Source organism: Halostella pelagica (assembly GCF_004762015.1).
GTDB classification, from domain to species: domain Archaea; phylum Halobacteriota; class Halobacteria; order Halobacteriales; family Natronoarchaeaceae; genus Halostella; species Halostella pelagica.
Genome location: NZ_SJES01000005.1, coordinates 1 through 25388 on the forward strand (window position 1 = coordinate 1; position 25388 = coordinate 25388).

Consider the following 25388-nt stretch of genomic DNA (forward strand, 5'->3'; position numbering starts at 1 on the left):
CGTGGGTCGGCAGTCGGGCGAGCGTCAGAGAGTGGCTTGAACAGTTCGTACACTATTATAACACGCAGCGACCGCACCAGTCACTCAACGGACAGACGCCAGCAGAGGTGCTAAACTAGACAGTGCCCCCTCTCTGAAGCTCCCCTTTATAGTGACTACTTCGGCTTCTTTTTACCCACTTGATAGATGATGGTAGTGCGAAGTGTTTAGGGATGTAAGGTGATTGATGTTGGGTACAGTGTCTCGAACAGGCCCGGCGTACGTTGAATCTGAGGAAGAACTGCTATCAGATTTAGAGAGGAAACAGAATGAGGGAGAAATTTCTACCGAGATTGCTGAGGCGTTCACTGAACTCTACGAGTTCGGGAAGACTATCGGTGATGATGTCAAGATTCGCGGGGCAAAGAATGCTAATTTCCAAGTAAAGGTAGATGCTCACCGAGGCGACTATCCAAATAATATAAGCGTTTTTACGGCAAATGTGAATGGAAAACTGAAGGTTTGGCCGGCTGAGAGGCCACTTCGAAATAATTCGGAGGAATTAGTTCCATGGGACTCGGACGATTACCACCAATACGAAAGGGAATTTCAGTCTCTGAGTGGTGAGCCTCATGACACGAAAGAAACAGACTTTGACGAGTTCGTAGCGACCGGCAGGCTCGATGAGTTCAAAAAGATCGTTGAAGACTTTGTCGAGAATTGTCGGGGGGAAGTCTAGTGACCGATCCCGACGTGCTCTTTGTCCTTTAGAATTAGTAAGTAGAATACCGGATCATAGCACGGCGACTCAGGAAACTCCTTATTTATTCCTCGGGGTTACCCTGTAGCGGGCGTTCTCAATCGAGCACGTATCGTATTGCGGAAAGCGCGCAGTGCACACGGCAGCAGCGAAGTCCAACATGGCGTGGTGGAAGTCGCTACTCCGCTGGAATGGAGACATCCCGTCCGCAAGAGGCCAATCGCTCCGGAGTTCGGGTTGATGTCGAAGGAGCGAGCCACTAACCACCTGACGTTCGTATCTACAGCGGAAACGCCCACGCAGTATGCGTGTATCAGCACCGAGTGCACGGTGTACTCGACAACGTCGTATAGTTCCAACACATCAGAGTGCTGTTGAGGCACGCGGCCCGCGTGCCAGACGAGTAACTGGTGGGAGTATCGCTGGATGAATTCCGCGTGTTTCGCCAGTCAAGTGGCTCAATCCGCTCCTGGACTGTGTCTGAGGGGGTAGCGGCGACGGCTTCGGGGGTAGAGTCCCGAGTGACGAATAGGATGTATACGTAGGAAACTGCGTCTACTATCGTCCGTTACAGCAGTATCTCCGTGACTAGAATCTCGAACGCCGAACGTCCAGGCTCTCACCAGGGAAGGTAATGGCGGCCGTTCCTCTCGCACCAGTCGAGCGATAAGTCGGCAAACGTACGCTGAGGGGTCAACACGCAATCTGCTGCTGCGGTGTCAAAAAATATGTTTTTGACGGGAGGCGTGTTCTACGACCGTTAGATGTTGTCCAGATAGCCACGCCGCTGTTCCAGTTTCACCTCCTCCGAACGCTTGTCATAGTGCAGGTCCAGTACTTTTTGACTCACGTTCATCCGGTCGCTAACGATCTCGACGGGAACGTCTTCCGAGAGGAAGTGCGTGGTACTGCCTTTGCGGACAGCATGTGGGCAAACTGCCTTGGGGCACTTCGCGTTCGGTTTTTCCTCGCAGTCCGGACACGGTTCCCCATGGTAACATGGCGAGGTGACTCGATAGATGACCTTTCGGATAGTATCTCGACTCATCCGGTAGTGACTGGTCGTGAACAGCGGTTCCCGGCCGTGGTCATCAGTGACCTCGTAACGCCGGTCGTTGATGTAGTTCTTGAGCAGGTCGCCGAGTTCGGGCGTCATAGCCACCAGTCGCTCGCCGCCTTGTCCATTCTGCAGCGTTGTATCCGTGTCGGGTCGATGGACGAGTCGAATGCGGTCTTGCTCGAAACTCACGTCGTCGAGATCAAGTGAGTTCACACCGCCGATGCGCATCCCGGTCTCCCAAAGGAGACTGAGCAGCGCGTGCTCGACAGATGCGTACTCGTACTTCGTGAGGTAGTCCAGGATCTCCTGTGCGGTCTCAGAGTTCAGCGTCTCGTCGCGTTGTCGCTCTTCCCGACTGACGCGCGGAATCATTACCTTGTTATAGAGGTTCTCAGGGACGCCTTCGACCGATCCAGCCCATTTCAGAAACACGCGGAGCGTGCTCATGTTCATCCGGAGCGTGAGGTTGTTGATATCAGCGGTCTCCTTACGCCAGAGTCGGAACTGCTGGATGTCGCGGCCCGACAGCTCGTTGAGGTTCTCGATTCCTTCTTCCTCGCACCACTCGACGAAGTGGTTCGTCCGGTACTTGTGGTTCCGGACCGTCGATTCTGTACAGTCGGTCGCCTTGTGATCAAGGAATAAGCGCTGTCCCTGATCGGGTGCTAATGGTTCCAAGCCGTCTCTTCCCGTGGTCATTGTTGTCACGGACCCTCGTTAGAAGGTTTCTGGCGAGCGGAACTGCAGGGGAAGAGACCGAGCGTACCACGTAGGGTGTCCGCCCCGTTCCCGTCGGGCCATAGAGAACCAACGGCTTGCCCGCTTCAAGTGCTACCTTTGCATTGCGCAGCACGTCACCCGGTACTAAGATATCCTCCGGGGTTTCGTCAACTCTGAGACTCACGATCCGCTTGAGACGGTCAGACGCTATCGGTGATTCCAGAACTGCCCTTCTGACAGCTCCGAGGCCACGCCTTCCATCGTGGACCTCATCTATTTCTTGTTCCTCAATGAGATACCGCAGAACGTCCTCGCTTTCCGCGTTCTGGATTGCGTCGACCACGTCGTCTTCTACGCGGTAGAGGATGTCGATCTCCTCCTTGGCGTCTTCCAGTGAGTATGTATCGTCGGAGGTGGTAGCCATTTACCAACACACGTCGGTGAAAGCATATATATCCCATATGATGAATGGGGCCAATTCGTATTCGAATGGAGCACTGACAATGACCGTCCATGTGAAATTCAACGAGCAGTTGCTGATTAGGTCTTATCGGAGCCAATTTCGAAGTTGCCTAAACGTCACTATTTCATGGATACCGTCATCTTGCAGTGGTGCAATATGGTCTTTGTTCATCGTCTTGATCCGCATATTTGTGTTCTCAATTGATTGAATGATATATTTCGGGAGAGTGAATGGGACGTTATCGCCGCTACTCAGTGCTCGTAGCAATGTTCCTGCAATCTCGTAGTTGCGAACAACCCATATCGACTCACCGGGCGAGTCTGCTAACATCCGATAGTCTGCTCGGACTGAATCGTAATTGTTGATGCCGGACGATCCATGAGCGGATATGTTTGGGTCCGCGTTCACCCGGCCGCCTTCAACCTCAATAATAGCACTACGCTTGCCCTCCTTGTCAATCACGAGAAGGTCAACCACCTTCCCATTCTCTCGGACTGCTAACTCAACGCGACACACCTCAGAGAGTGATCCGTAGTAACTTCGGGCGAGGTCTATCCCGACGCGGTGTGGAGTATCTGCGCCGATGTCTCCTATTTCACGGCCCTGTTTCTTCTTCGCCCGGCAGGCTTGTTGGCCGGTGGGCAGAATCGTGTAGTACGCGCGACGGTCGACTCCAGTGTGCCGTTTGAGATACCCCGCATCAATTAGTTTCTCCTCATCAATATCGTATTGGTCTTTAATGCCGATCATGGACTCTGTAAGGTTGTAGCCCTGCAATTCGCGGTTCATAGCCTTCACGACCGCTCGCATAAACCGACCCTCGTCTAAAGTGATCCCGTATCTATCCAAGTGGGACCCTGTCAGAGCTACCCCTCCAATCTTTTCTATCGGCAGATTCACGCCCTGATTTATTGGCAGCTCAGTTCGTGTGCGTTTCTCAGTAATTGCTTCTTCGGGAAGGCGCGGGTCTACGGCCATTTCGGCTCCAGCGGATGACATTGGGTTGCGGAGATCGGGTGGGAAGTAGTCGTCGGGGTAAGATCCAGTACCTTCATCTTCCGTTTCTTCTTTCTGCTCTCTTCCAGCTGTCTTGTCAGACGTTCCATCCTTTGGCATGTATTATATTTCAGCTGGTCATCTTTAAAGCTCAGTACTGGAGAGGGTAGCGCAATCATGCATATAGTTAGAGCGCTAGATCGTATTCAAGGAATTGTCAACTCAACCGAAAAATAGGTAGGATCGAACACTCGAAATTAACCTCACATTCTCATTGGATCTGGTTGTCGACGTGACTCGCGCCTATCGTTCTTAGAGCGGGATTGCTTGATACCATCTAATCCGGCACGAGACAACTATACAACAGCGATAGCATCGCAGGAATGTCCTCATGATCTGTTTTACAGGTGTATTAGTCAACCAATCACTAATGTTCTGGTGAGACAATGACTCAAGTTGGAGATGAGCCAAAGGCGGTCTATGTCTGGATATCCGCGACTTCCGAACCCCAAAATCAGGCCGTGGTTCGCTCGAACTACGATAATGCACAGGACTGGATTGAAATGCAGCTCGGTAGCGAAGGGGGATGGACAAATTCTGAGACGAGCAGTGCAGTAGACCAGTATGAGGTAGGAGAAGCTACCGGGACAGTTCAATTGGCACCTATCCCGGATGCTAAAGGGTTAGTTGTTCAGGGGGAACCTCACGCATGACATTCGAACCCAAGAGAATAGCGGGTTATCAGGTTAAAAAGCCTACAAGCCGCTAAGTTGGTGAATTTGCGATGGAGATACAATGGATTTAGATAAAGTTGACGCCGCCGTGACGGTGTGGATCGCTCGCGCCAACAAATGGGACGCTGTACCGCTTGTGACAGCATGGTCGTGGCGTGACAAGGCGAAGGCTTGGTGCGGTGATCAACTCGATACAACCATCGTAACCTGGAGGGAGAATACGGATGGTTCAGTCCCGGTAATTCGGATCGAAGGCTTCGACGATGCAGAAAAACAACGTAGCGACGATTACACAAGTCGAAATATTGGACCCAATCCCGTTAGCAAAACAGTATCCTATCGAAATGCCGGCCGCAGAAAGCATTCTTGTCGAGTAGACGTAGTGGGAAACGATTCGAGGTGCGCCTACAGGAGTTGTACTCAGTTTGGTGCTATAGGCCAACGGTGACTTCCCAAGCTATCGGGTCAAATCCAATCCCCATGAGGGCAAAGTTGAATCCCGTCAGTCCAACAAAGGCAGCATAGCCTGAGAGACCTTTCATTATACGCGCTTAATTCCGTGAGCCCCTGAGGTATTTGTCTTTGACCGATACAAGGTCGGCAACCAACGGCAACTCTCGCCGCAGAAGTGACGAATCTTTATTCGTTTCCTGCGGTGCATCCTCGTATCCCTCTAGATGCTTTCGTAGCTCATCACGGCGTTGCTGTCGGGCTTCCTCCTTCGTTCTGAGATCGTAGTGCTTATTCAGAACCTTGCGCGACACGTCTGCCCGTTCACAGATGGTATCCTTTGGCACGCCCTGTTTCAGTTGGTAACAGATACCTCCTCGACGAACCGGGTGGGGTGATACATTGAATGGGCACTTACTGATGAGGTCATTGTCGTTCCTGTTTTCACAGGTAGCAGGGTCAATGCCGTGGGGACAGCTTTGTCCGTACCGGCATGGTTGGGTGACTCGGTAAAGATCGCGTCGGAGGGTGGACTCTGAAACACGCCCGTATTTCGTCGTGAACAGAGGCTTTCGTCCGTGCTCGTCTTCGACCTCAATACGCTTTGGTTGATTAGGATCACCAGCTCCGTCGATGTACGTGTTCAGAATGTCACAGGTCCCCTCCGGCAAGTTGATTTCACGCTCTCCACCTTCGCCCTCGACCTCGCTCTCACCGTTTTTCAACGGAGTTCCCTCTTCGGGCCTGTGTTCTAATACGATGAATCCTTCATCTCGGTCGTAGTTGTCCAGATCCAGGGACCGAACGCCGCCGAGCCGAGTGAGGACAGCCCACATCAGTGCGAATTCAGCGAATTCACGGGTTACGTAGTCGAACTGCTGATGGTACTTCAGTATCCGTTCTGCAGATTCCTGTTCAAGGCGCGTATGCGAGACGATGTCCGAGGGATCAAGGTCGGGCAAATCCATCTCGTCTGCGAGCCCGACGTCTACGAGTTCAAGTTTCTCGCACCATCGGATGAAGACACGAATGTTCGCCAGTTGTCCATGTAAGGAGGCCAACCCAACGTTTTCGTCTCGCTTTCGCCACTGCTTGAATCCTTGGAGATTGCGCGAAGACAACTCAGTCAGGTCGTCGTGGTCGGCATACTCGCAATACTCCAAGAATCTTGTCAAGTCGTAGGAATAGTCCTTGTACGTTGACTCGCTCCACTCGTCAACGTGGACCGCGAGGAAGTATTCCACAACGCTAACCGGATGCTCGCTCGTCAGCTCGATTTCTCCGTTTCCAACTATCGTTTCGTCATCTCCCGGGCTGACTGCCACGTTGTTGATTCTGCTAGCCAGTTTCGCGGGAAGATCCGGGAGATGCGCGATATTTTCGTCGTCTGTGCTCATCAATCACAGAAATGAATGAAAGGTCCGCTTTTAAACCCTTGGCTCAGAGGAGTAATCCACGTCCCCTCTGGAGATCTATTCGACCATCCGCCACGAAATCAGCGGGTAACGCTCTGAAAGTACAAGCACTCATAGAGGTAACAGCCGGTTTCAGCATCTGATTAATACTTTGAGCGGATCAAAGGATGAGTTCCGGCTTGCTACTGGAACTGTTCCGGAAGTGAGCTTCAACAAGGGGCCAATCTGACATGCGTCGGGATGGGTAGCACTACAATTACCTACGGGCCAATGATTCCGTGATATTCTTGCAAGGGCTAACTGGCGCGCACTAGTACTGGAAATTAACGCCGGGAACGATCACCATCGTTAGTTTCTCTTATCGGGGTAGAATCACTGGATATCCGATCCGACTAGCCATGCATATTGTCACCAATTATCCAAATGTTTATGCCGCCTAGAGCTGTTTCGGCTAATCAGAATCCCGGACGGCGGAGACCCCCCGTCAGAAACTGCATGAGACAACGCGCGAATTCGAGGGGGCACCGAAATCCGCAAATGCCGTTTTCGCGGACGAAAGGTGCTAAAACAGCCGATATCGGATGTCTAAGAAGCGTTCAGAAACTGAATGGGCCAACGCGGATTTGAACCGCGAACCTCCCGGTTATCAGCCGAGCGCTCAACCTAATTGAGCTATTGGCCCGTTCGAACGCATTTAGCGGTTGTCGGTGGTATTGTTTAAGAGTTTCCTTCTTGCAGTGTCGCTGACCGGTCCGCCGTCGGTGTGTTATCGGGCCGTCTCGTCGTCGTCGAGATCGACATCGTAAGCGTCGTTGCCGAGGTCGTAGGTGTCCTCGGACGCGTTGCCGTCGTCGGAATCTGGGAACCCGAAGGTGTACACGTTACCGGTCGCGAACCCGCCGGTTTTGTCCTCGATGTACGGCGTGACGACCCAGCGCTTGAGCGCGCCGCGGATCAGCGCCCGGGTCGGTGGAATCGCGAGCAGGAAGCCGATGGCGTCAGTGACGAGGCCGGGGGTAAGCAGGAAGGCTCCGGCGGCGATGAGAAGGCCGCCGTCTAGCAGTTCGTTCGTCGGGGGACGCCCCTTGCCGAGCGTCGTCTGTAGTTTCCGCATGGTCCGTCGCCCCTCCGCGCGGACGAGGAGCATGCCGACGAGCGCAGTGAGGACGACGAGGAGCACCGTCTCCAGGCCGCCGAGCAGTGCAACGGCGACGTATACGAGAAACACCGCGTCTAGCAGTGGGATCAACAACAGGGCCAGCAGCCACCAGAGCATGCATGTTACTTCCAGTGCCGGCCTCAAAACCCTTTATCCCGACCGTCGCGCGAAGCGCCAGCGGCGAGCGGTCGCGGTGCGAAGCCCTTACGCCGCGGCGAACCAACCCGGAGATATGGACGACAGTGCTGCGGCCACGCGGGTCGAGTGGCGCGAGTGGGGACCGGACGCGTTCGCGGCGGCCGACCGCATGGGCAAACCAGTGTTGCTCTCGCTCGCCGCGACCTGGTGTACCCACTGTCACGAGATGGACGAGACGACGTACTCCGAGCCCCGAATCGCCGCGAACGTCAACGACGGGTTCGTTCCGGTCCGCGTCGACGTTGACCGCCACCCCCGGGTCAGCGAGCGGTACAACATGGGCGGGTTCCCGTCGACGGTGTTTCTCACGCCCGACGGCGAAGTGCTCACCGGCGCGGGCTATCTCGGTGCCGACGGGATGCGCCAAGTCATCGACAGCGTTCGGGAGATGTGGGACGCCAAAGGGACCTCGGCGGGGAGCGTCCCACGTTCGGTGCAGGGCAACGACACGCCATCGGGTGAGATAACCGACGACGTCGAGGGTCGGATGGTCGGCCAGCTCCGCGCCGCGTACGACGAGACCGCCGGCGGGTGGGGGAGCGACGCGAAGTTCCCGATGCCCCGGACCGTCGAGTTCGCGCTGAAGCGGGAGCGCGACCAGGCGCTGCGCAGTCTCAACGCCATCAGCGCGAACCTGCTCGACGATTACGCGGGCGGCTTCTACCGGTACGCGACAGAGAGCGACTGGAGCGGTATCCAGTACGAGAAGGTGCTGGACACGAACGTGGCTCTCGTTCGCGCGTTCGCCAACGCCTATCTCTACACCGGGAAAGAGGAGTATCGCGACCCCGCCGAGAAGACTCTGGAGTTCCTGACGACCACGCTGTGGACCGGCGAGGCGTTCGCCGGCAGTCAGGCCGCGGGCGAGAGCGCGGAGTACTACGCGCTGGACCCGACCGAGCGCGAGGACGCGCCGGAACCGTCCGTCGACGACACGGTGTTCGCGGACTGGAACGCCCTCGCTGTCGACGCTCTCCTGACGTACTACGCCTACACCGACGACGACCGGGCCCGACAGTACGCGGAGCGAACCCTGGAGTACGTCCGGGCGGACCTGATCGCGGACGACCGCGTGATCCACTACCGCAACGGCGACGAGACGGGCGAACGCGGCCTTCTCTCGGACCACGCCCGCGTCGTTTCGGCGCTCACGACGGCCCGGCAGGTTCTCGGCGCGGACACCCTCGACGCGGCCGAGTGTCTCGCCGACTACGCGCTCGACGAGTTGCGTTCAGCGGGGTCGTTCACGGACGGTCCCGCGAGCGGACCTGCGCTCCTCGACCGACCGCTTCGGCCGCTCGACGCGAACATCGAGTTCACCGACGCGCTACTCGACCTGCACGCGCTCACCGGCACGGAGCGCTACCGTGACGCCGCCCGCGACGCCGTCGAGGCCTTCGCCGGCGCGAGCGACCGGTTCGGGCCCCAGGCCGCCCACTACGCGGCGGTCGCGACCCGCCTGCAGCGTCCCGACCTCACCATCGCTGTCGCGGACGACGCGGGTTCGGACCTGCACCGTGCTGCTCTTCGGATGGCCGACCACGAGAAGGTCGTGATCCCGGACGCGAGCGGCGACGCGTACGACCGCGGTAACGCCTACGTAGTGACAGACGACGGCGTCTCCGACCCCGCGGCGTTGCCCGAGGAACTCGCCGCCCTCGTCGCCGAGCGCGTCGACTGAAACATAATCCCGAATACAAACCTCCGGTGCGTTTATGTTTCTCCGGCCCCGTTCCTCCAATATGTCGAGTTTGAGGGATCTCGGGCTATCTGAATACGAAGCGCGCGCGTATCGAGCCTTACTCAACACCGGTCCGACAACGGCAAAAGAGTTGTCACGCGCCAGCGACGTGCCGATGGGACGTATCTACGACGTTCTCAACACGATCGAACAGTACAACCTTGTCCGGAGTCAGACCGCGAGTCGCCCGAAGAAGTACGTCGCCGTCGAGCCGTCGACGGCGCTCGACCGCTTGCTGGAGGACAAGAAGCGCGAACTGGACGAACAGGCCGAACAGTACGAGTCTATCGTCGACGACCTGAGCGACGAACTCGACGCTGCCGACCCCGTCGAAGAGCAGTTCTGGACCGCCGCCGTCGGCCCCGAGGAGACGACCGACCTGCTGCTTGAACGGCTCACGGCGGCCGACCGACGGCTGGTGATGGTCGCTACCCACCGCTCGCCTCAGTTCGACATCAGCGACGTGGGCGTCCTCATCACGGACCAACTCGAAGAGGCGCTCGACCGCGGCGTCGAGATAGACCTCCTGATGACGCCAGGCCTCGTCGACTCGCTCCCCGAAACAGTCGGCAAGCGATACCGCCGGACGCTGTCGACTCATCCCGACTTCAGCGTTCGGACTAACTCCGACATCAGCGGCACGTTCAACCTTCTCGACGGCGTCGAGGTCTGTATTCAGGTTCCCAACCCCCTCGATACCGACGAACCGTTCGCGATGATCGACCTGAAAGACCCCGAGTTCGCCGCCGACATCCACGAGAAGTTCCTGCCGCGGTGGGAGGAGGCGGAACCTCTCTCGTTCTAAAGAAAGCCCTTGCTCGGCCTTGGCAGGCCTCGCTGCGCCCTTTCAATGTGCTCAAAAACGGCGCACCGCGCCGTTTTTGGCATGCGAAAAACGCCGAAGGCGTTTTTCAGCACCGCCGCCAGAATCGCTACGGGCCGCCAGTTTGCGCGAGTCACCGGGCGAGAGTTGCTATCCCGAACCGTCACTCGCTCCGCTCGCGAAGACGCCAGCGGCCGCTGGGGCACGCTCTGAGTGCCTGCCCTCCCTCCGTCTTCTGACTGCGCTCACTCCGTTCACGCAGGACAGCGTGGCTGCGCCTTCTGATGGATTGTCGACCGATCTGGTGACCAATACGGTCAAGACCAAACTGGAAAACGGTTCGACTGTCGCTGGGCGACGTTACACGACCGCAGTGATAGGTAGAGAGAAGAACCGAATTACTCCTGCATCGCTTCGATCTCGCGGCGGACGGTACCCATCTCGACCTGTCGCTCGGCGTGGGCGTTGTGCTGGTGGATCGACTCGTCGTTGGACTGTTTCATCGTGAGGACGGCGTCGTCGGGCAGGTCGGGGAACTCGGTCACGACCCCCTCGGCCATCGAGCGGACGCAGTCCTCGACGAACTTCGCGTTCGCGTGGGCCTCGTAGGTCATGTGGTCCTCGTCGGGCCGCTTCGCGAGGTTGTAGATGCGGGCGCTCATGGAGTCGCGGGCGACCTCGATGAGGTCGATGAGGTCGACTTCGGGTGCGCCCTCGCTCTCGACGGTCAGCGTGGCGTGGCCGCGCTGGGCGTGGCCGGCCTGCGGGACCGCTTGCAGGAACTCCTTGACCTCGCTCTCTTCGACGCCGAGGTCTTCCAGTTTCTCCCGAGCGCGCTCGCTCATCATGCGTTGCGAACAGGGACAGACGGTCATGCCCGTGACCCGAGCGCCGATCTCCTCGGTCGTGCCGTCCTCGGTCGCCGTGGCGCTGGCGATGATGTCTACGGTTCCCTGCGTGGGTTTCTCGCTCTCGGGCGTCTCGTCCTTGACGACGAACTCGGCCTCCATCGACACCTCGGCCTTGCTCGTGTAGTCGTGTTTCTCCAGTAGTCGCTCGGCGGCGTCGCCGCAGACGTCCTCGGTGCGGTACGTCTCCTCGCTGACGGCCTCTTCCAGCACCTCGTCGATGACTTCCATGTTACGGGACATGTCCGCACCTTTCCGCCAACTCGGAAGGTCGACGAACACTTCGAACTCCGCCATCAGAACGATAGGCCGCTTGCCGTTTCGCGCGATCTTCACGAGTTTGTCGACGCCGGTGACGCCGACCTGACTCAGGCCGACAGTGACGTCGGGCCGCGACGCCTGCACGTCCGGCAGTTGCTCACTCATTGAATACGCCTAAGGAAAGTATCCGATTAGGCCTTTCGAAACCGGGAGTTCTGTCGAGTCCCCTGCTATAGCCGTCACTGAAAGTCACTGCACACCTGCTCGCACGACAGCGATGCGATCAGCGTGTGAATCGTTTCAGTGACTGCTATATCGAGCGGCGCGAGGTCAGTCGAGTTTGTCGAGCGCCTGGAAGAAGTCGACTTCGGGCCCGGCGATCCGAACTGGCCGGTCGGCTCTCGACACACGGACTGTCGCGGGCAGCGACAGTTCCCGCTGGGTTCGGCCGTCGCTTATCGCGTATCCCGCTGGCGCGTCGTCGACGTGTACCGTTACCTCGCTGTCGTCGCCGGTGACCAGCGGCGGCATCCCGTCCGCTGCACACATCTCCGTGACGACGAGCGCGCCCAGGCCGGGCCTGACGAGCGGCCCGCCCTCGCTCAGGTTGTACGCCGTACTCCCGGTCTGGGTGGCGATCAAAACGCCGTCCGCGTGACCGCTCGTGTACGTCGCCCCGTCGACCTCGACGGTGATATCGGCCCCCTGTCCCGGCCCGCGTTGCTCCCCCTGAACGACGACCTCGTTGATCGCGGGGTCGAGCGACCAGTTCTCGCTCTCGGCCTGCAGCCGAGGTACCTCGCGGTGTCTCACCGTCCCCGTCTCCCGGAGCCGCCGCACCTCCTCCGCGACGGCATCGACGGCGTCACCGGGCGAGACGGCGTTGAGGAACCCGACTTCGCCGAGGTTCACGCCCATGATAGGCGTCGACCCCGCGCCGCGGGCCGCGAACAGGAAGGTCCCGTCGCCGCCGATGCTGACGACGAGGTCGCAGTCGCGCATGCGCTCGGCGGGGACGCCCTCGACCCGGAGACGCTGGGCGGTCGCGTCGTCTATCAAGCACTCGACGCCCTCGTCGACCAGTCGGTCCCGGATCTCACCGACGAGTTCCGCGGCGCTATCGTTGCCTTTCTGCCCGACGAAACCGACGTGCATGTATGGCCGTTGCCGGCGCTGGGTGAAAAACTCCCCGCTGGCAACAAGGGTTATTTAGTTACAGAAGTCTACGCTTACGTAGTACGGACACGTCCAAACCGCTCGTGTCCCCCGAACCGTCATGCTGAGAGAAACCTCACGCGTCCGACCGGATGACCGTGCCCGCATCTGCGGATTTGTCGGTCTGTCGGGGTGGACGCCGTGACCGAGAACGCCGACGACTGGTTCGAGCAAGCCATCGGGTCAGACGCGGACGAACGGGAGTCCGAGGAGAGCAGCGACGAACCCACGATGGACGACAGTTCGACGACGGTCGAGGACGATGATTCGCCCGACGCTCCGTCGACAGGTTCGGACGACGAAGAGACGGACGACGACGAGACGGACGAGCCGCTGTTCGAGGAGGACTTCGCGTCCGCGCTCACCGGTTCCGAATCGGATGGGGTAACCGGCGAAAGCGAAACGGACGACGCCGCCGGGTTCGGCGAATCTCTGGCCGTGGATGACGACCCAGCGGTCGACCAGGATCTCGGTATGGGCGGTGAGTTCGGGGACGATGACCTCGGCGGCGGGTTCGGCGGTACCGACTTCGGTAGCGGCGGCGGGTTCGGCGACGAGTTCGACGACGAGGAGTTCGAGTCTGAACTCGACCGGATCGACCTCGGAATCGACGGGTTAGACGAGATGATCCAGGGCGGCGTCCCGGAGCGCTCGCTGATGGTGACCATCGGGAGCGCCGGGACGGGAAAGACCACGTTCGGGCTACAGTTCCTCCACCAGGCGCTCGAACAGGACGAACGCGCCGTCTACATCACGCTCGAAGAGAGCAGCGAACGCGTCGTCAACAGCGCGACCGAGAAGGGGTTCAAATTCGACGAGTACGTCGAGAACGGACAGCTAGCGGTCGTCGCTATCGACCCTATCGAGATGGCAAACAGTCTCGCCTCCATCCGGAGCGAACTGCCGCGACTTATCGAGGAGTTCGAGGCGACTCGCCTCGTCCTCGACTCAGTCTCCCTGCTGGAGATGATGTACGACGACCGCGCCACCCGCCGCAACGAGATATACGACTTCACCAAGAGCCTGAAACGCGCCGGAATCACGACGCTGATGACGAGCGAGGCCAGCGAGGACAACGACTACGCTTCCCGTCACGGCATCGTCGAATACCTCACCGACGCCGTCTTCGTCCTCCAGTACGTTCGCCCCTCGGACTTCCGCGAAACCCGCCTCGCCATCGAGATACAGAAGATCCGGGACGCCAACCACTCCCGGGAGACGAAGCCCTACGAGATCACCGGCGAGGGGCTGAGCGTGTATCGGCAGGCGAATATCTTTTAAGACGACGTTTTTCGCCTCGGGCGTGCTCGCTCAGCGGGCACACCACTCGGCCAAAAAACATCGATCAAAAAAGGCCGTTCACTCGCTTCGATCGTTCGCGGATCTATTGCCTGACTCGTTCGCAGGCCTGCCCTCCCCCGAGTCGCGCGACGCTCGGCGCTCTGCCTCGCGCCGCGCTCCCGGCCGCAACGTTCCGTGTTCACCCCCGCCAGCCCTCGGAGCCAACGTGTAATGGGTCCATTCTTTTCCGGGTCTTCGTCGTAGCCCACGACATGGTCCAGCGGACGGATGCAACTCAGCGGATGAACCGGAAGGAGATGGGAGAGTACCTGCAGCGTCTCGGCGAACAGATGGCCGACGAGGGACCGATAAGCGTCCCGGTCGCTAACCGACGAGTCCAACTTCACCCCGCGGAGGCCATCAGTTGCGACATCGAGGTGGTCGAGCGGTCGACGCTGTTGCGGGGCGACCGCGAGACGATATCGATGGAGATAAGCTGGAAACCGCAGGGCTAGCGCACGACAGTCACCGGAACCGGTGAGCGCCGGATCACCGTTTCAGCGACGCTTCCGAGGAGGATACGGGAAACGCCGGTCCGACCGTGGCTCCCCGTGATAATGTGGTCGATGTCGTTTTCCTCCGCGTACTCGACGACGGTGTTTGCCGGACCGCCGACTTCGACTGTCGTCTCGACGTCCACGCCGGCACGGTTCGCCCGCTTTTCGGCCTCTGAGAGCGTCTCTTTGGCCGAGTCTCGTGCCTGTTCGTACCACTCCTCGGGGTAACTCGGCACCGCGGCCTGCGAACCGTACCCCGCCTCTCCCGGGTCGATAGCGTTCAGTATGACCAGGGTCGCGTCCCGATGCTCGTCAAGTGCGTATTCGAGGGCGCTCTCCGACTGCGGCGACCCGTCGTACGCTAAGAGTATCTTTTTCGTCATGTACTCGTATACGCTCTCCGAGAAGTAAAAGCCCTACTCCCGCCCGTGTTTGGTCAGGCACTTCGGGAGGCCGATGAGTTCGACGGGTTCGGAGTTGTCGGGCGAGTAGACGACCATCTGGCCCTTCTCCATGTACGGAACCTTCCCCTCCAAGTTCGACGGGATGTTAACCGACGAGATGGCGTCCTCGTCGCCGAGATTGAGGACGACGGTCGTGTTTATCTGCTTGAACACGGAGTCCGCGATATCCTGTGGGTCCTGAGTGATGAGAAAGAGCCCCAGTCGTTCCTTGCGGCCCTGCTTCGCCGCTTCGGTGAACTTCCCGATGACCTTCCTGGCCTGAACGCTCTCGGCGTCCGTGAGGAAGTTGTGGGCCTCGTCCATCCCGACGACGAGCGGCGTCTCCTTGATCCGGTCGTACGTCGGCGCGTTCGACAGTTTCTGGTCGATGAGTAGGCTGGAGACGGCGAGGACGATGACCTCGGTTGCCCGCGTATCGTTGACGTGGTACGTCGGAACGACGGTGAGGCCGCCGGGACGGACCAGTTCCGATATCTGCTCGGTGATCGGGCGGGCGTCGCCGTCGAACACGTCGCCGAACCCACGGACCCGGCGCTTGACTGCGTCGAACGTCGCTTCGTGGACGGACCCGCTCTCGTGGAGTTCCTCGCGTAGCGCCGGGTCGTCGAGGAACGAGCGGAACTGCTCGTAGGTGCCGCCGTCACCGTACTGTCGGAAGAAGCGGTCGACCAGCACGTCGAGCGCGTTGAACTGGTTGTCGTTCAACTGTCCGCCCGCGATGAGCCAGCGGTTCGCCTTCACCATCGAGAACGGGATGGTGAACTCGACCTGCTCGGCGCGGTGGTGGTCCGCGCCGTAACTCGTCCCGTCGACCACCGGAACTAGCGCCTTCGTGTCGTCGTGACCGCCGTGAGCAATCCCCTCGCGTTCGAAGCGGCGGCGGTCGGCGTCCTCGATGGCCGGGTTGTCGTCGTGCATCTGGGCGTACTCGTCCTGCGGGTCGAACTGCACGACCGCGGCGCGGGCCTGCCGGCCGTCGTCCATCTCGTACGTGCGCTCCTCGGACAGGAACTGTCGGAGCGCGTTCTTCGATGCGTGTGTCTTCCCGGACCCCGTCCCACCGGCGACGAGCGTGTGCCGGAAGACGAGGGGGTCGCCGTCCTCGTAATCGTCTTTCAGGCGGTAGTCGATGGTCGGCGGTTCGGCGGCAGTCCGGACCTTCTCGCCGCCGACGGAGAGGTGGCCGAGAAACACGCCGTCGTCTGGCATCTTCAGACCTGTTTTGATCTCGGAGGCGTCGGTCGCTTCGCGGACGGGCGTCTCGGGTTTCGGCACGCGGTCGGTCATCCGGCGCTTCAGTTCGTCACCGTCTTCGTACAGGATCGCGACCGGTTCCAGCGTCGCCAGGAACTTGTAGTCCGCCTCGTCGATGCCGTCGCTACGCATCGCCCGCCGGGCGTGGATCTCCGTGGCGTCGTCGCTCCGGTACTCCTGGACGTACTCCAGGGCGGTGATCCGGCAGAACAACTTCTCGCCGGCCGTCCCTCGACCTCCGCCGCCTTCGTCGGGGTAGGGGACGAGCAGGTACTTCCCGATGCGAACGTTGGGGCGGTTGACGGCCGTCACGTACGCACGGAGCGTCGTTTCGTCCGCTTCCTCGCCGATACAGAGGCCCTCGGAGACGGCGACCGTTCCGACGCCGCGGTCCTCGCCCGCGACGCTCGCGTCGACCTCCTCGAACGCGTCCGTCTCGTCGCCCGCGGCCGCCGCGGCGTCGGCAGTGTCGTCCGCAGACGCTTCCTCCGCGTCCTCCGCGGAGTCGTACTCCGTGTAATCTCCCAGGTCGGGCATACCCCTGACATGCGAACGTTCTGTTAAAACCTTTCTCACGTCGCGATAGGGTCTGCGTGTTTCTTCCGGCCACGCTGTCAGATCACTCGTGATCCGACACACAAGCGGCCCACCGGGTGGAAATGGGTCGAAAGGACAGTAGTCACTGCAACGGTTTACACGCTGATCACATCGGCGTCGTGCGATCAGGGTGCAGTGACTCCGATAGGTGCGCACGACCCTATCAGCTGTGTGGGGTGTATCGTCGTCGCGCCAGCCCCGGCCGCAGGCGCTGTGTCACTCGGTGTCCGAGCGGGGAGACCGGCACCACATCGGGAGCATCCATAGCCTTATTCCTCGCCCTGACATACGCCGGGCTATGTTACTGGTCCGCGGCCAGGCCGGCGGCACCGAGTTGACCGGCACGCTGTACGAGCGCGGCGAGCGCGCACCCTCGTTCAAGGGTGCGCCCGACGAAGACGCCCCGTACGTGTGGGTTTGCGACGAGTTCTACGAAGTCGAGAGCGGCGGCACGACACAGGAGATAAACGGGCGCGAACTCCAGATCGCTTTCGAGTCGCCGATGCCGCGCGGGTTCGACACGCGCGAGCAAGGGCTCGACGCGGCGAAAGAGTACATCCGCACGCAGTTCGCCCGCATCGGCGTCAGCCGTGACGACGTCGAGGTCACAGTCGAGAAAGAAGAACCCGGAGCGGAAGTGTAACGGCCGACCTCCTACGGCGAGAGAGTCCCGGCGTGAACGCCGGGGAGGATGTCATTGTCCGGTGTCTGTTTCGTCCGCCCCGTCTTCGAACACGGCGTCGAAGAACTTCCGTTCGGCTGTCCGAAGGTGCTGGGCGAGCGTCGACGGCGAGATGTCGAGCTTTTCAGCTACCTCCTCACCGGTACTGGCTCGCGGCCAGTCGAAGTGTCCGGCGAAATACGCTGTTTCGAGCGCAGTTCGTTGCTTCTCCGTGAGTCGGGTTTCGAGTATCGAACGAGGGTCAGTCACCTCCTCGTCGTGTTGCTGGGCTGTTCGTTTCGCGAGAAGCGTCGCTCCGGGACAGTGTTCCACCACCAGGTCAGTCAGTTTGCGCGTGTCCCGGCCCGGGGGGAACTCGACGAGGAACCTGAACTCCCCGTCGCTGATCGTGACAGAGTGGAGGCGACCGCCGTGGGTGGCGACCGCCTCGTACAGTGAGCGACCTGCGGAAGTCGACAGTTCGAACTCGATCTCGTCGGCTCGCTCCGCCAGGAGCCGGTAGTTGTCGACCGTCTCTGACCGCTCTATCGCGTCTCCGAACTGATCCGGGGAGACGTTGCTCGCCGTTCCGTACGCGGTGAGAATCTCGTTGCTGTGCAGCAGGTTCCTGATACTTATCTGACACGGCTGCTCGGTAGAGAGACGAACCAGTTCCTCGGCGAACCCGTCGGCCTGAAACTCCAGTTGGAAGACGGTGTCGCTCATCAGGGCGTCCTTTCGCTCGATGGCGGTGATCGCGTGCCCGACGACGTCGCCAAGTCGCCCGAGGATCTGCGTCTCCGGTTCGGAGAAGGCGTTCGCGGATTCGGCGTACACGTTGAGGACGCCGTAGAGCAGGTCCTCGTGACCGATCGGGATCGCCGCCGACGAGCGATAGCCGCGCTCTTTCGCCTGCTCGCGCCACGGTTCGAACTCGGGGTCCGTCTGTGCGTTCTGCATTACCTGTACCTCGTGTATCTCGACGGCCCTTCCCGTCGGTCCTTGGGCGGTAGTATCGTCATCGACCGTGATGGTGATATCGTCGAGATACCCATCTTCGACTCCCGCCGCCACCTGGGGCGTGATCTGGTTGGTTCCGCGGTCGATGTACCCGATCCACGCGAAATGATAGGCGTCCGATTCGACCAGTCGCTCACAGACCGCCGCTTCGAGTTCGTCGCGCGACGACGTCGTGATGACGCTGTGAGTGATGTCCTGGCTGATCCTGTTGAGGCGATTCAGAGACTCCAGTTGCTTGTTCCGACGCCTGCGCTCTCGCGCTTGACGGGATCGTTCGACAGCATAATGGATCGAGCGAACCAGCGCGTCGCTCGTCACGTCGTCTTTCACGAGATAATCCTGCGCGCCGTGTTGGATCGACTGTACGCCGACGCTCCGGTCGTTTAACCCCGTGAGAACGATCACCGGCGTCATCTCCGCTGATTCGACCATCTCGGACAGGGTGTCGAGTCCGGTGCTGTCCGGTAGGTTCAGGTCGAGGAGGACGACGTCGGCAGCGTTTTCGGACAGAAACTCCAGGCCGTCGGAGAGGCGCTTTTCGTGTCGTACGTTCGGAACGACTGGATCCGCCTCGTCAGGGTCGACGCGCTGGAGGAGTTCTTCCGAGTCCTGAAGCATTTCCTCGAACAACCGTGCGTCGCCGGGGTTGTCCTCGATCAGGAGGACTGTGAGTTCACTTTCCTGCATTATGCCTCCTCGTGTGCCGGTAGCCGGACGACCGAGAGCCAGAACGCTTTGAACGACCGTACGGTTCGGATGAATTCGTCCGGGTCGACCGGTTTCGTGAGATACGCGTTCACCTGTAGTTCGTAGGACCTGATGACGTCCTCTTCGGCGTCCGAACTCGTCAGGATGATCACGGGAATCGACGAGAGAGAGGAGTCTTCATTGATTTCTTCGAGCACCTCGTCACCGTTCTTGCGCGGGAGATTGAGGTCGAGAAGCACGATGTCCGGCCTGGGAACGTCCTCGTACCCGTCACGACGGTACAGATAATCCAGCGCTTCGATCCCATCGGTCGCGACGTGGAGCGTGTTGGATATCTGTCCCTCCTTGAACGCCTCCTTCGTGAGTCGGATATCGCCCGGATTGTCCTCGACGAGCAGAATGTCCGCCGAGTCGTGCGAAAAGGCCCGTTCACTCACCGTGACCGCCCTCCCGGAAACGCGAACGAGCGTGTCGCCCACGTCCACAGTCCGGACGCGACTCGACTGTCGCCCTCTCGCCGTCCGACGGACGCTAGTCGGGCGCGAGTCCGATCCGTCGGCACGTCCGGTTCACGGGGGATGTCTCTCACCCTTCGGGCGTTGCCGTCGGTGTCGAGAGGACGACGTGCGATATGGCCCCCGGTGGCGTTCCGTGTCGCCAGACCGGGCGCGGTGGCGTCGTCCGGGCCCCTCGCTCGAAGTCCGTCGCTCATCCTCCGTTGCAAAGCCGCCAGGCGAAATAAAACTTAAGGTAGCAAAGTAGATCGCCGTATCGAACTGGATTCGTACAGTATTCTCTGCGGATATGTGTATAAATCTGGCATAGAAAGATCTGCGACCGTCAGGGACGGGTCGGAGACACGGTGAATCGCTCGCACACAGAGGCTCTGTCCTGTCACCGGCACTGTGTATCGCCATCACGTCGGCGCTCTGATCAGTTTCGCAGGTCGGGTCCCGATCTCGAGACGGGCAAGGAGGGATCGGTCACTCCTCGTTCCACCGCAGGTCGTCGTACCTCCGGAGTTCCTCGGACCCTAACGACCGCTCGAACGCCCGACGGAGCGACTGTTTCCCTTCACGGCTGATCCGCGCCAGCGCGTCAGCCTTGTGAACCGCGGCCGGCGGCCCGCGCTCGGCTGCCACCTCCGCGAGTATCTGGCGTTCGAGGCGGCCGCGGGTCTCGGCGTCGCGGGTGAACTCGTACGGCGCTTCGATCTTGTACAGGACATCCTCACGAGGGTCGTAGACGACGAAAAACGTCACCTCGTACGCCTCGGGGTCGAGTTCGCGCTCGATGCCGAGCGCGTCGCCGTCCGCGGCGAGCGTGCGGTCGGACCCGCCGCGGGAGACGAACCAGTTGGTGAACGTCAACTGGTCGGTACGGCGGTTGGATCCGGGGGCCTCGTCCAACGACTCACGGTTCGACGCGTCGCGCGTCCCGCCGGGTTCGTCGCGTCGCTCCAGCAAGCGGGTGAAGAAGGCGGTGTCGTCGACCCAGGGCGCGGCGACACCTTTCTCACCGACCGTCCGCGTGATCAGCTTGGCGGAGGGGTTTTTCACGAACCCGACCAGCGGCGTGTTCTCGTCGACGAACCGCTCGACCAGTCGAACGTAGTTCTCGACGATGGCGTTCGGTTTGGCGTCGTGAGCCAGCTCGCGGAGTTCGGCGTCCCGGTCCTGCCAGTTCAGCAGCTCTTTCGGATACAGCGGGCCATCGAGCACCAGCAGATCCGAGACGCGGTCGGCGTGTTCCAGCGCGTGCTCGCTCTCCGCGAGATACAGCGCGAGCGCGTGGACGACGCCCTCGGTGAACCGACTCACCCGCGGCGCCTGGAGGACGCGCCGGCGACTGTACCCGTCGTCGTACTGCACCCAGTTCTCGGGCAACTGAACGGTTATATCGCTGGCGTGGACCGTCGCCACGAGACTCCGCGAGCGGTGCAGGTCCAGGTCCGAGGGACAACCGCTCATCGCGGCCTGCGCGACGTCTAGGACCAGCCCGTTCTTGAACGTCGTCGGGTTGATCGTCCCCGAGTCGAGTCCGTGCGTCGACGGGAACGGCGGGTCCTGCAGGGCGGCCGCTTCCACGTCGATACAGCGGCGGCGTCGCTCTCCGATCGGTTCCACCACCCGCCGACCCGCGTCGTCGACGAGGGGGTCGAGGAAGTCCGTCCACACTCGCTCCGCGAGTTCCCGGTGGTCGCCGTCGTCGACGTCCTGGCTTATCTTGCGGGCGAGTTTCGCAATGCCCTCGAAGTGCACCGGGTCGAGCGTCATTCGTCACCCCGATTCGCCCCCACTACGAAAAAGCCAGCGGAGATACCTGTGGTATACTGTACGTTTTCGGCCGGAGACGGATCGGCCGCAAGCGAAGAGTAGTTACCGCACCGCACTGACCTGTCGCGTATGGACGCTGCAGTCATCGTTCTCGACGGGTGGGGCCTCGGCGATCACGCGAGGAGAGACGCCGTGAAGGCGGCGGACACGCCCAACTTCGACGGCTACGCCGAGGCGGGAGCATACGGGACGCTGAACGTCACGGGGCGGCGGGTCGGCCTCCCGGAGGGACAGATGGGTAACAGCGAGGTCGGCCATCTGAACATCGGTGCCGGACGCGTCGTCAGACAGGAGTACACGCGTATCACGGACTCTATCGAGAACGGGTCGTTCTACACGAACGACGCGCTCCAGTCGGCGTCGACGTACGCCGAGGAACACGACGGACGTGTTCACTTCATGGGACTGGTCAGCGACGGCGGGGTCCACTCGGATTACGAACACCTGTTCGCGCTGATCGAGATGGCGGCAAAGCGGGACATCGAGGCCGTCACCCACGCGTTCATGGACGGCCGCGACACGGACCCCACGGCGGGCGCGGGCTATCTCCACGACCTCGAAGAAGTCATCGAGGAACACGGCACCGGCGACGTCGCAACCGTCTCGGGACGGTACTACGCGATGGACCGCGACCAGAACTGGAACCGGACGAAGCGTGCGTACGACGCCATCGTGAACCGTGAGGCCGACCACGAGTCGGCCTCCGCTATCGCCGCCGTCGAGAAGTCGTACGACCGCGGCGATACCGACGAATTCGTCGAACCCACGCTCATCCAGGGCGAACCGGCGCTGGAGGACGGGGACGCGGTCGTCTTCTTCAACTACCGCTCGGACCGCGCCCGGCAGCTAACGCGGATGCTGGCCGACATCGACCCCGTCTGGGAGTTCGAGACATCGCCGCCCGATGTCGAGGTTGTGACGATGACCCAGTACGACGAGACGTTCGACCTACCGGTCGCCTACCCGCCCCACCGGCCCGAGGACACGCTCGGCGAGGTGCTTGCAGACCACGGCCGCACGCAACTGCGCATCGCCGAGTCCGAGAAGTACCCCCACGTCACCTACTTCCTCAACGGCGGCCACGAGGTGGAGTTCGACGGCGAGAAGCGGAGCATAGTCGAGAGCCCGCCAGTGGCCACCTACGACATGCAGCCCGAAATGAGCGCCGAAGGCGTCACGGACGAGGCCATCCGCATCGTCGACGCGGACGACCCCGACGTGCTCGTGCTCAACTACGCAAACCCGGACATGGTCGGTCATACCGGCAACTACGAGGCCGCCATCACGGCCGTCGAGGCCGTCGACGAGCAGTTGGGGCGGCTGGTCGAACATCTGACCGGCCGCGGAGCGAACGTCCTGATCACCGCGGACCACGGCAACGCGGACGACATGGGGACGGAGGACGAACCTCACACCGCACACACCTACAACGCCGTTCCGATCGTCTACCTCTCGCCGAACGGGACGGACGCCGGACGCGCGATCCGCGGTGGCGGGTCGCTGTGCGACATCGCGCCGACGGTGCTGTCGCTACTAGGTGTCGAGCAGCCGACCGCGATGACCGGCGAGAACCTCCTGAAGTGACTACAGCGCCGGCCGATCCCGTCCCGCGGGCGGGAGTGCCTGGGCGAGTACGACGTACGCGACGGTCGCGACGAGCAGGCCACCGGCGATGGCGACCGGGCTGTTGATCTCGGCGAAGCGCCCCACGAACATCGCGACCGTCCCCACGGAGAGGCCGAACCCGAGTGCTCCCGCGTGAACGCCGCCCAGAGACGGGACGTTCGCCGCTTCCTCCCCTCGCGACATAACGTACGCGAGGATGTGATACGAGGCGATCCCCTCCGCGAGGAGGAGTACTCCCGCGAGCAGGAAGTCCTCGAACAGGAAGTACGCGACGAAGGCGAACGGGACCCCGCCGAACGCGCCGAACGCTTTCGCTACCAGCTCCGCCTGCCCGTCGTTCGCATCAGTACTCATGATTTCTCGTTCGCTTTTTCTGAACTTAATCAGTTTCGGACTGTATCGCAGCGGTTGCGGCGGGGGTACCTCTATACTCTCTCGGTCCGAATCGCCCGTCCATGTGGACGTTCGACCGCCCGGCGTTCGACACCGAGGCTCGCAAGCGGGTCTTCGCATACGTGGAACGCCACGGCGAAACAGACCCGTCCGCGGTCGCGTCGGCCGTCGGCATCGATCCGGAGAGCTTCCACCATCACGTCACCGTGCTCAAGCGCGACGGCTATCTGGAGGACGCGGACGGGAAACTGCGGGTCGCTCGCGACCCCGGTGAGGCCGAGGAACACCGTGAGGCGGGCGTTGCCTACACCATCCGTCCGGCCCGAGAGGACGACCTGACCGGACTGGTCGGCGCGATTCGAACGGTGGCCGGCCAGCGGACGGATATCGTCGCCGAGACGGTCGCGGAACAACTCGACTACGAGGACGCGCTGCTCCGGCACAACGCCGTCCAGACCCGCGTGTTCTTCGTCGGAACGGTGGACGACGAGGTGGTGGGATGGGCACACGTCGAAGCGCCCCAGTTCGACAAACTCGCCCACACCGCGGAGGTAACTCTGGGCGTCCTCGACGGGTATCGCCGGCACGGTATGGGGAGTCACCTCCTTCAGCGCGCGTTGGAGTGGGCGGCGTCGAACGACTACGAGAAGGTGTACAGCAGTCTTCCGGCGACGAACGAGGTCGGCGTCGAGTTCCTCCACTCGTTGGGCTGGGAAACCGAGGCCGTCCGCACGGACCACTACAAGGTCGACGAAGCGTACGTCGACGAGATCATGCTAGCGAAACGGCTCTACCCCGTCCGGAACGAGTAATCGAGACTCGGCGCGGAGTGGGTCAACGACCCCATCGAGATGACGTCGACGCCGGTCCCAGCGTACGCGGGCACGTCCTCGACGGTGATGCCGCCGGACGCCTCGGCGAGAGCGTCCGGGTCCGCCTCGCGAAGCAGTTCGACCGCATCGGCCGTCTCTTCCGGCGTCATGTTGTCCATCAGCACGATGTCGGCACCCGCCTCGGCGGCGCGGGGCGCGTCGGCCGGTGTCTCCACCTCCGCTTCTATCTTCGTCGCGAACGAGGCTTCTTCACGGAAGTGCGCGATAGCGTTCGCTAACCCCATCTCCGCCGCGTGGTTCTCCTTCACCATCACCATGTGCGAGAGGTCGAGTCGGTGGGTGTCACCGCCGCCCGCGGCGACCGCGCGTTTCTCGACGCCGCGGAGGCCGGGCGTCGTTTTGCGGGTCCCGGCGACAGCCACCTCGTCGTCTACCGTTCGCGCCGCGTCGACGGCCGCTCGCGTCTTCGTCGCCACGCCGGAGGCGTGCCCGGCGACGTTGACCGCGACGCGCTCCCCGCGGAGGACGGACCGGGCGTCGCCCTCGGAGACGAGGACGGTTTCGCCCGGGTCGACCCGGTCGCCGTTCTCGACCCGCCGCTCGGCGTCGACGCCGAGATACTCGAACACCGCTGTCGCCGCGTCGAGACCGGCCGCGACGCCCGCTTCCGTGGCGACGAGGCGTCCCGTCGTCTCGCCGGGCACGTCGTTCGTCACGTCGTGATGGCCCAGGTCCTCCCGAAGCCAGCGGTCGACCTGCCGGTCGGTGACCGGCAT

The 25388-nt window shown here is 61.2% G+C and carries 24 protein-coding genes and 1 tRNA gene; 9 read left to right on the forward strand and 16 right to left on the reverse strand.

The genetic code is table 11. The annotated features are described in order from the left end of the window. Together EYW42_RS12475 and EYW42_RS12480 are read left to right on the forward strand one after the other, a co-directional pair. A partial coding sequence (locus EYW42_RS12475; protein ID WP_161972926.1) for an integrase core domain-containing protein occupies positions 1-119 on the forward strand: 119 nt, incomplete at its 5' end. Between the two features lie 119 nt (positions 120-238). Beyond that, entirely contained in the window at positions 239-718 is a 480-nt protein-coding gene (locus tag EYW42_RS12480) for a hypothetical protein (protein WP_135535628.1), read from the forward strand. A 781-nt stretch (positions 719-1499) separates the two neighbouring features. Here the strand turns inward: EYW42_RS12480 and EYW42_RS12490 are convergent. The 6 genes from EYW42_RS12490 to EYW42_RS12515 all read right to left on the reverse strand — a co-directional run bounded on the left by EYW42_RS12490 (position 1500) and on the right by EYW42_RS12515 (position 7853). Then, a complete protein-coding gene (locus EYW42_RS12490; protein WP_135535629.1) occupies positions 1500-2498 on the reverse strand; it encodes a tyrosine-type recombinase/integrase in 999 nt (332 codons plus the stop codon). Further along, on the reverse strand, positions 2434-2943 hold the full coding sequence (locus EYW42_RS12495) for a hypothetical protein (RefSeq protein WP_237561325.1): 510 nt from the start codon (positions 2941-2943) through the stop codon (positions 2434-2436). The genes EYW42_RS12490 and EYW42_RS12495 overlap by 65 nt, the downstream gene beginning before the upstream one ends. 123 nt (positions 2944-3066) lie before the next feature. After that, positions 3067-4098 (reverse strand): hypothetical protein, encoded by a 1032-nt coding sequence (locus EYW42_RS12500; protein WP_135535630.1) that lies wholly within the window; start codon positions 4096-4098, stop codon positions 3067-3069. Between the two features lie 1165 nt (positions 4099-5263). Then, positions 5264-6559, reverse strand: a complete 1296-nt coding sequence (locus tag EYW42_RS12505) for a tyrosine-type recombinase/integrase (RefSeq protein WP_135535631.1) — start codon at positions 6557-6559, stop codon at positions 5264-5266. Between the two features lie 626 nt (positions 6560-7185). Then, positions 7186-7259: transfer RNA gene (locus EYW42_RS12510), tRNA-Ile, on the reverse strand. 84 nt (positions 7260-7343) lie between these two features. Further along, positions 7344-7853 (reverse strand): FxsA family protein, encoded by a 510-nt coding sequence (locus EYW42_RS12515; protein WP_135535632.1) that lies wholly within the window; start codon positions 7851-7853, stop codon positions 7344-7346. Between the two features lie 115 nt (positions 7854-7968). On the opposite strand from EYW42_RS12515, the gene EYW42_RS12520 reads away from it, so the two are divergent. Both EYW42_RS12520 and EYW42_RS12525 read left to right on the forward strand, forming a co-directional pair. Next, entirely contained in the window at positions 7969-9615 is a 1647-nt protein-coding gene (locus EYW42_RS12520; protein WP_135535633.1) for a DUF255 domain-containing protein, read from the forward strand. A 61-nt stretch (positions 9616-9676) separates the two neighbouring features. After that, positions 9677-10480, forward strand: coding sequence for a TrmB family transcriptional regulator (locus EYW42_RS12525; protein WP_135535634.1), 804 nt, complete (start codon positions 9677-9679; stop codon positions 10478-10480). Between the two features lie 416 nt (positions 10481-10896). Here EYW42_RS12525 and mptA read toward each other — a convergent pair whose 3' ends face one another. Together mptA and EYW42_RS12535 are read right to left on the reverse strand one after the other, a co-directional pair. Continuing rightward, positions 10897-11832 (reverse strand): GTP cyclohydrolase MptA, encoded by a 936-nt coding sequence (gene mptA / locus EYW42_RS12530; RefSeq protein ID WP_135535635.1) that lies wholly within the window; start codon positions 11830-11832, stop codon positions 10897-10899. A 165-nt stretch (positions 11833-11997) separates the two neighbouring features. Next, positions 11998-12822, reverse strand: coding sequence for an NAD(+)/NADH kinase (locus EYW42_RS12535; RefSeq protein WP_135535636.1), 825 nt, complete (start codon positions 12820-12822; stop codon positions 11998-12000). A 201-nt stretch (positions 12823-13023) separates the two neighbouring features. Between EYW42_RS12535 and EYW42_RS12540 the strand changes: the two genes are divergently transcribed. After that, on the forward strand, positions 13024-14163 hold the full coding sequence (locus EYW42_RS12540) for a KaiC domain-containing protein (protein ID WP_237561326.1): 1140 nt from the start codon (positions 13024-13026) through the stop codon (positions 14161-14163). Between the two features lie 272 nt (positions 14164-14435). Continuing rightward, positions 14436-14678: an amphi-Trp domain-containing protein gene (locus EYW42_RS12545; protein WP_135535637.1), complete on the forward strand. Its 243-nt coding sequence runs from the start codon at positions 14436-14438 to the stop codon at positions 14676-14678. Here EYW42_RS12545 and EYW42_RS12550 read toward each other — a convergent pair. Together EYW42_RS12550 and EYW42_RS12555 are read right to left on the reverse strand one after the other, a co-directional pair. Next, on the reverse strand, positions 14675-15103 hold the full coding sequence (locus EYW42_RS12550; RefSeq protein ID WP_135535638.1) for a universal stress protein: 429 nt from the start codon (positions 15101-15103) through the stop codon (positions 14675-14677). The genes EYW42_RS12545 and EYW42_RS12550 overlap by 4 nt on opposite strands. 33 nt (positions 15104-15136) lie before the next feature. Then, positions 15137-16975, reverse strand: a complete 1839-nt coding sequence (locus tag EYW42_RS12555) for an ATP-binding protein (RefSeq protein ID WP_135535639.1) — start codon at positions 16973-16975, stop codon at positions 15137-15139. Positions 16976-17333: 358 nt separating this feature from the next. Here EYW42_RS12555 and EYW42_RS12560 point away from each other — a divergent pair, with 358 nt between their 5' ends. Beyond that, positions 17334-17678: a DUF7113 family protein gene (locus EYW42_RS12560; protein WP_135535640.1), complete on the forward strand. Its 345-nt coding sequence runs from the start codon at positions 17334-17336 to the stop codon at positions 17676-17678. Between the two features lie 51 nt (positions 17679-17729). On the opposite strand, the gene EYW42_RS12565 is transcribed toward EYW42_RS12560, so the two are convergent. From EYW42_RS12565 to EYW42_RS12580, 4 genes are all read right to left on the reverse strand, one after another. Then, positions 17730-19403: a bacterio-opsin activator domain-containing protein gene (locus EYW42_RS12565; protein WP_135535641.1), complete on the reverse strand. Its 1674-nt coding sequence runs from the start codon at positions 19401-19403 to the stop codon at positions 17730-17732. Further along, complete coding sequence (locus EYW42_RS12570) at positions 19403-19861, reverse strand: response regulator (RefSeq protein WP_135535642.1); 459 nt, start codon at positions 19859-19861, stop codon at positions 19403-19405. The genes EYW42_RS12565 and EYW42_RS12570 overlap by 1 nt, the downstream gene beginning before the upstream one ends. Further along, positions 19858-20136 (reverse strand): hypothetical protein, encoded by a 279-nt coding sequence (locus EYW42_RS12575; protein WP_135535643.1) that lies wholly within the window; start codon positions 20134-20136, stop codon positions 19858-19860. Before EYW42_RS12575 ends, EYW42_RS12570 begins: the two co-directional genes overlap by 4 nt. A gap of 271 nt (positions 20137-20407) precedes the next feature. Further along, positions 20408-21700 carry a DNA double-strand break repair nuclease NurA gene (locus EYW42_RS12580; RefSeq protein ID WP_135535644.1) on the reverse strand — a complete coding sequence of 431 codons (1293 nt, stop codon included), beginning with the start codon at positions 21698-21700 and terminating at the stop codon, positions 20408-20410. Positions 21701-21829: 129 nt separating this feature from the next. On the opposite strand from EYW42_RS12580, the gene gpmI reads away from it, so the two are divergent. After that, complete coding sequence (gpmI, locus tag EYW42_RS12585; protein WP_135535645.1) at positions 21830-23344, forward strand: 2,3-bisphosphoglycerate-independent phosphoglycerate mutase; 1515 nt, start codon at positions 21830-21832, stop codon at positions 23342-23344. On the opposite strand, the gene EYW42_RS12590 is transcribed toward gpmI, so the two are convergent. Continuing rightward, positions 23345-23740 carry a hypothetical protein gene (locus EYW42_RS12590; RefSeq protein WP_135535646.1) on the reverse strand — a complete coding sequence of 132 codons (396 nt, stop codon included), beginning with the start codon at positions 23738-23740 and terminating at the stop codon, positions 23345-23347. Positions 23741-23841: 101 nt separating this feature from the next. Here EYW42_RS12590 and EYW42_RS12595 point away from each other — a divergent pair, with 101 nt between their 5' ends. Then, positions 23842-24591: a GNAT family N-acetyltransferase gene (locus EYW42_RS12595; RefSeq protein ID WP_135535647.1), complete on the forward strand. Its 750-nt coding sequence runs from the start codon at positions 23842-23844 to the stop codon at positions 24589-24591. On the opposite strand, the gene nadC is transcribed toward EYW42_RS12595, so the two are convergent. Then, positions 24570-25388 (reverse strand): carboxylating nicotinate-nucleotide diphosphorylase, encoded by an 819-nt coding sequence (gene nadC / locus EYW42_RS12600; RefSeq protein WP_135535648.1) that lies wholly within the window; start codon positions 25386-25388, stop codon positions 24570-24572. The genes EYW42_RS12595 and nadC overlap by 22 nt on opposite strands.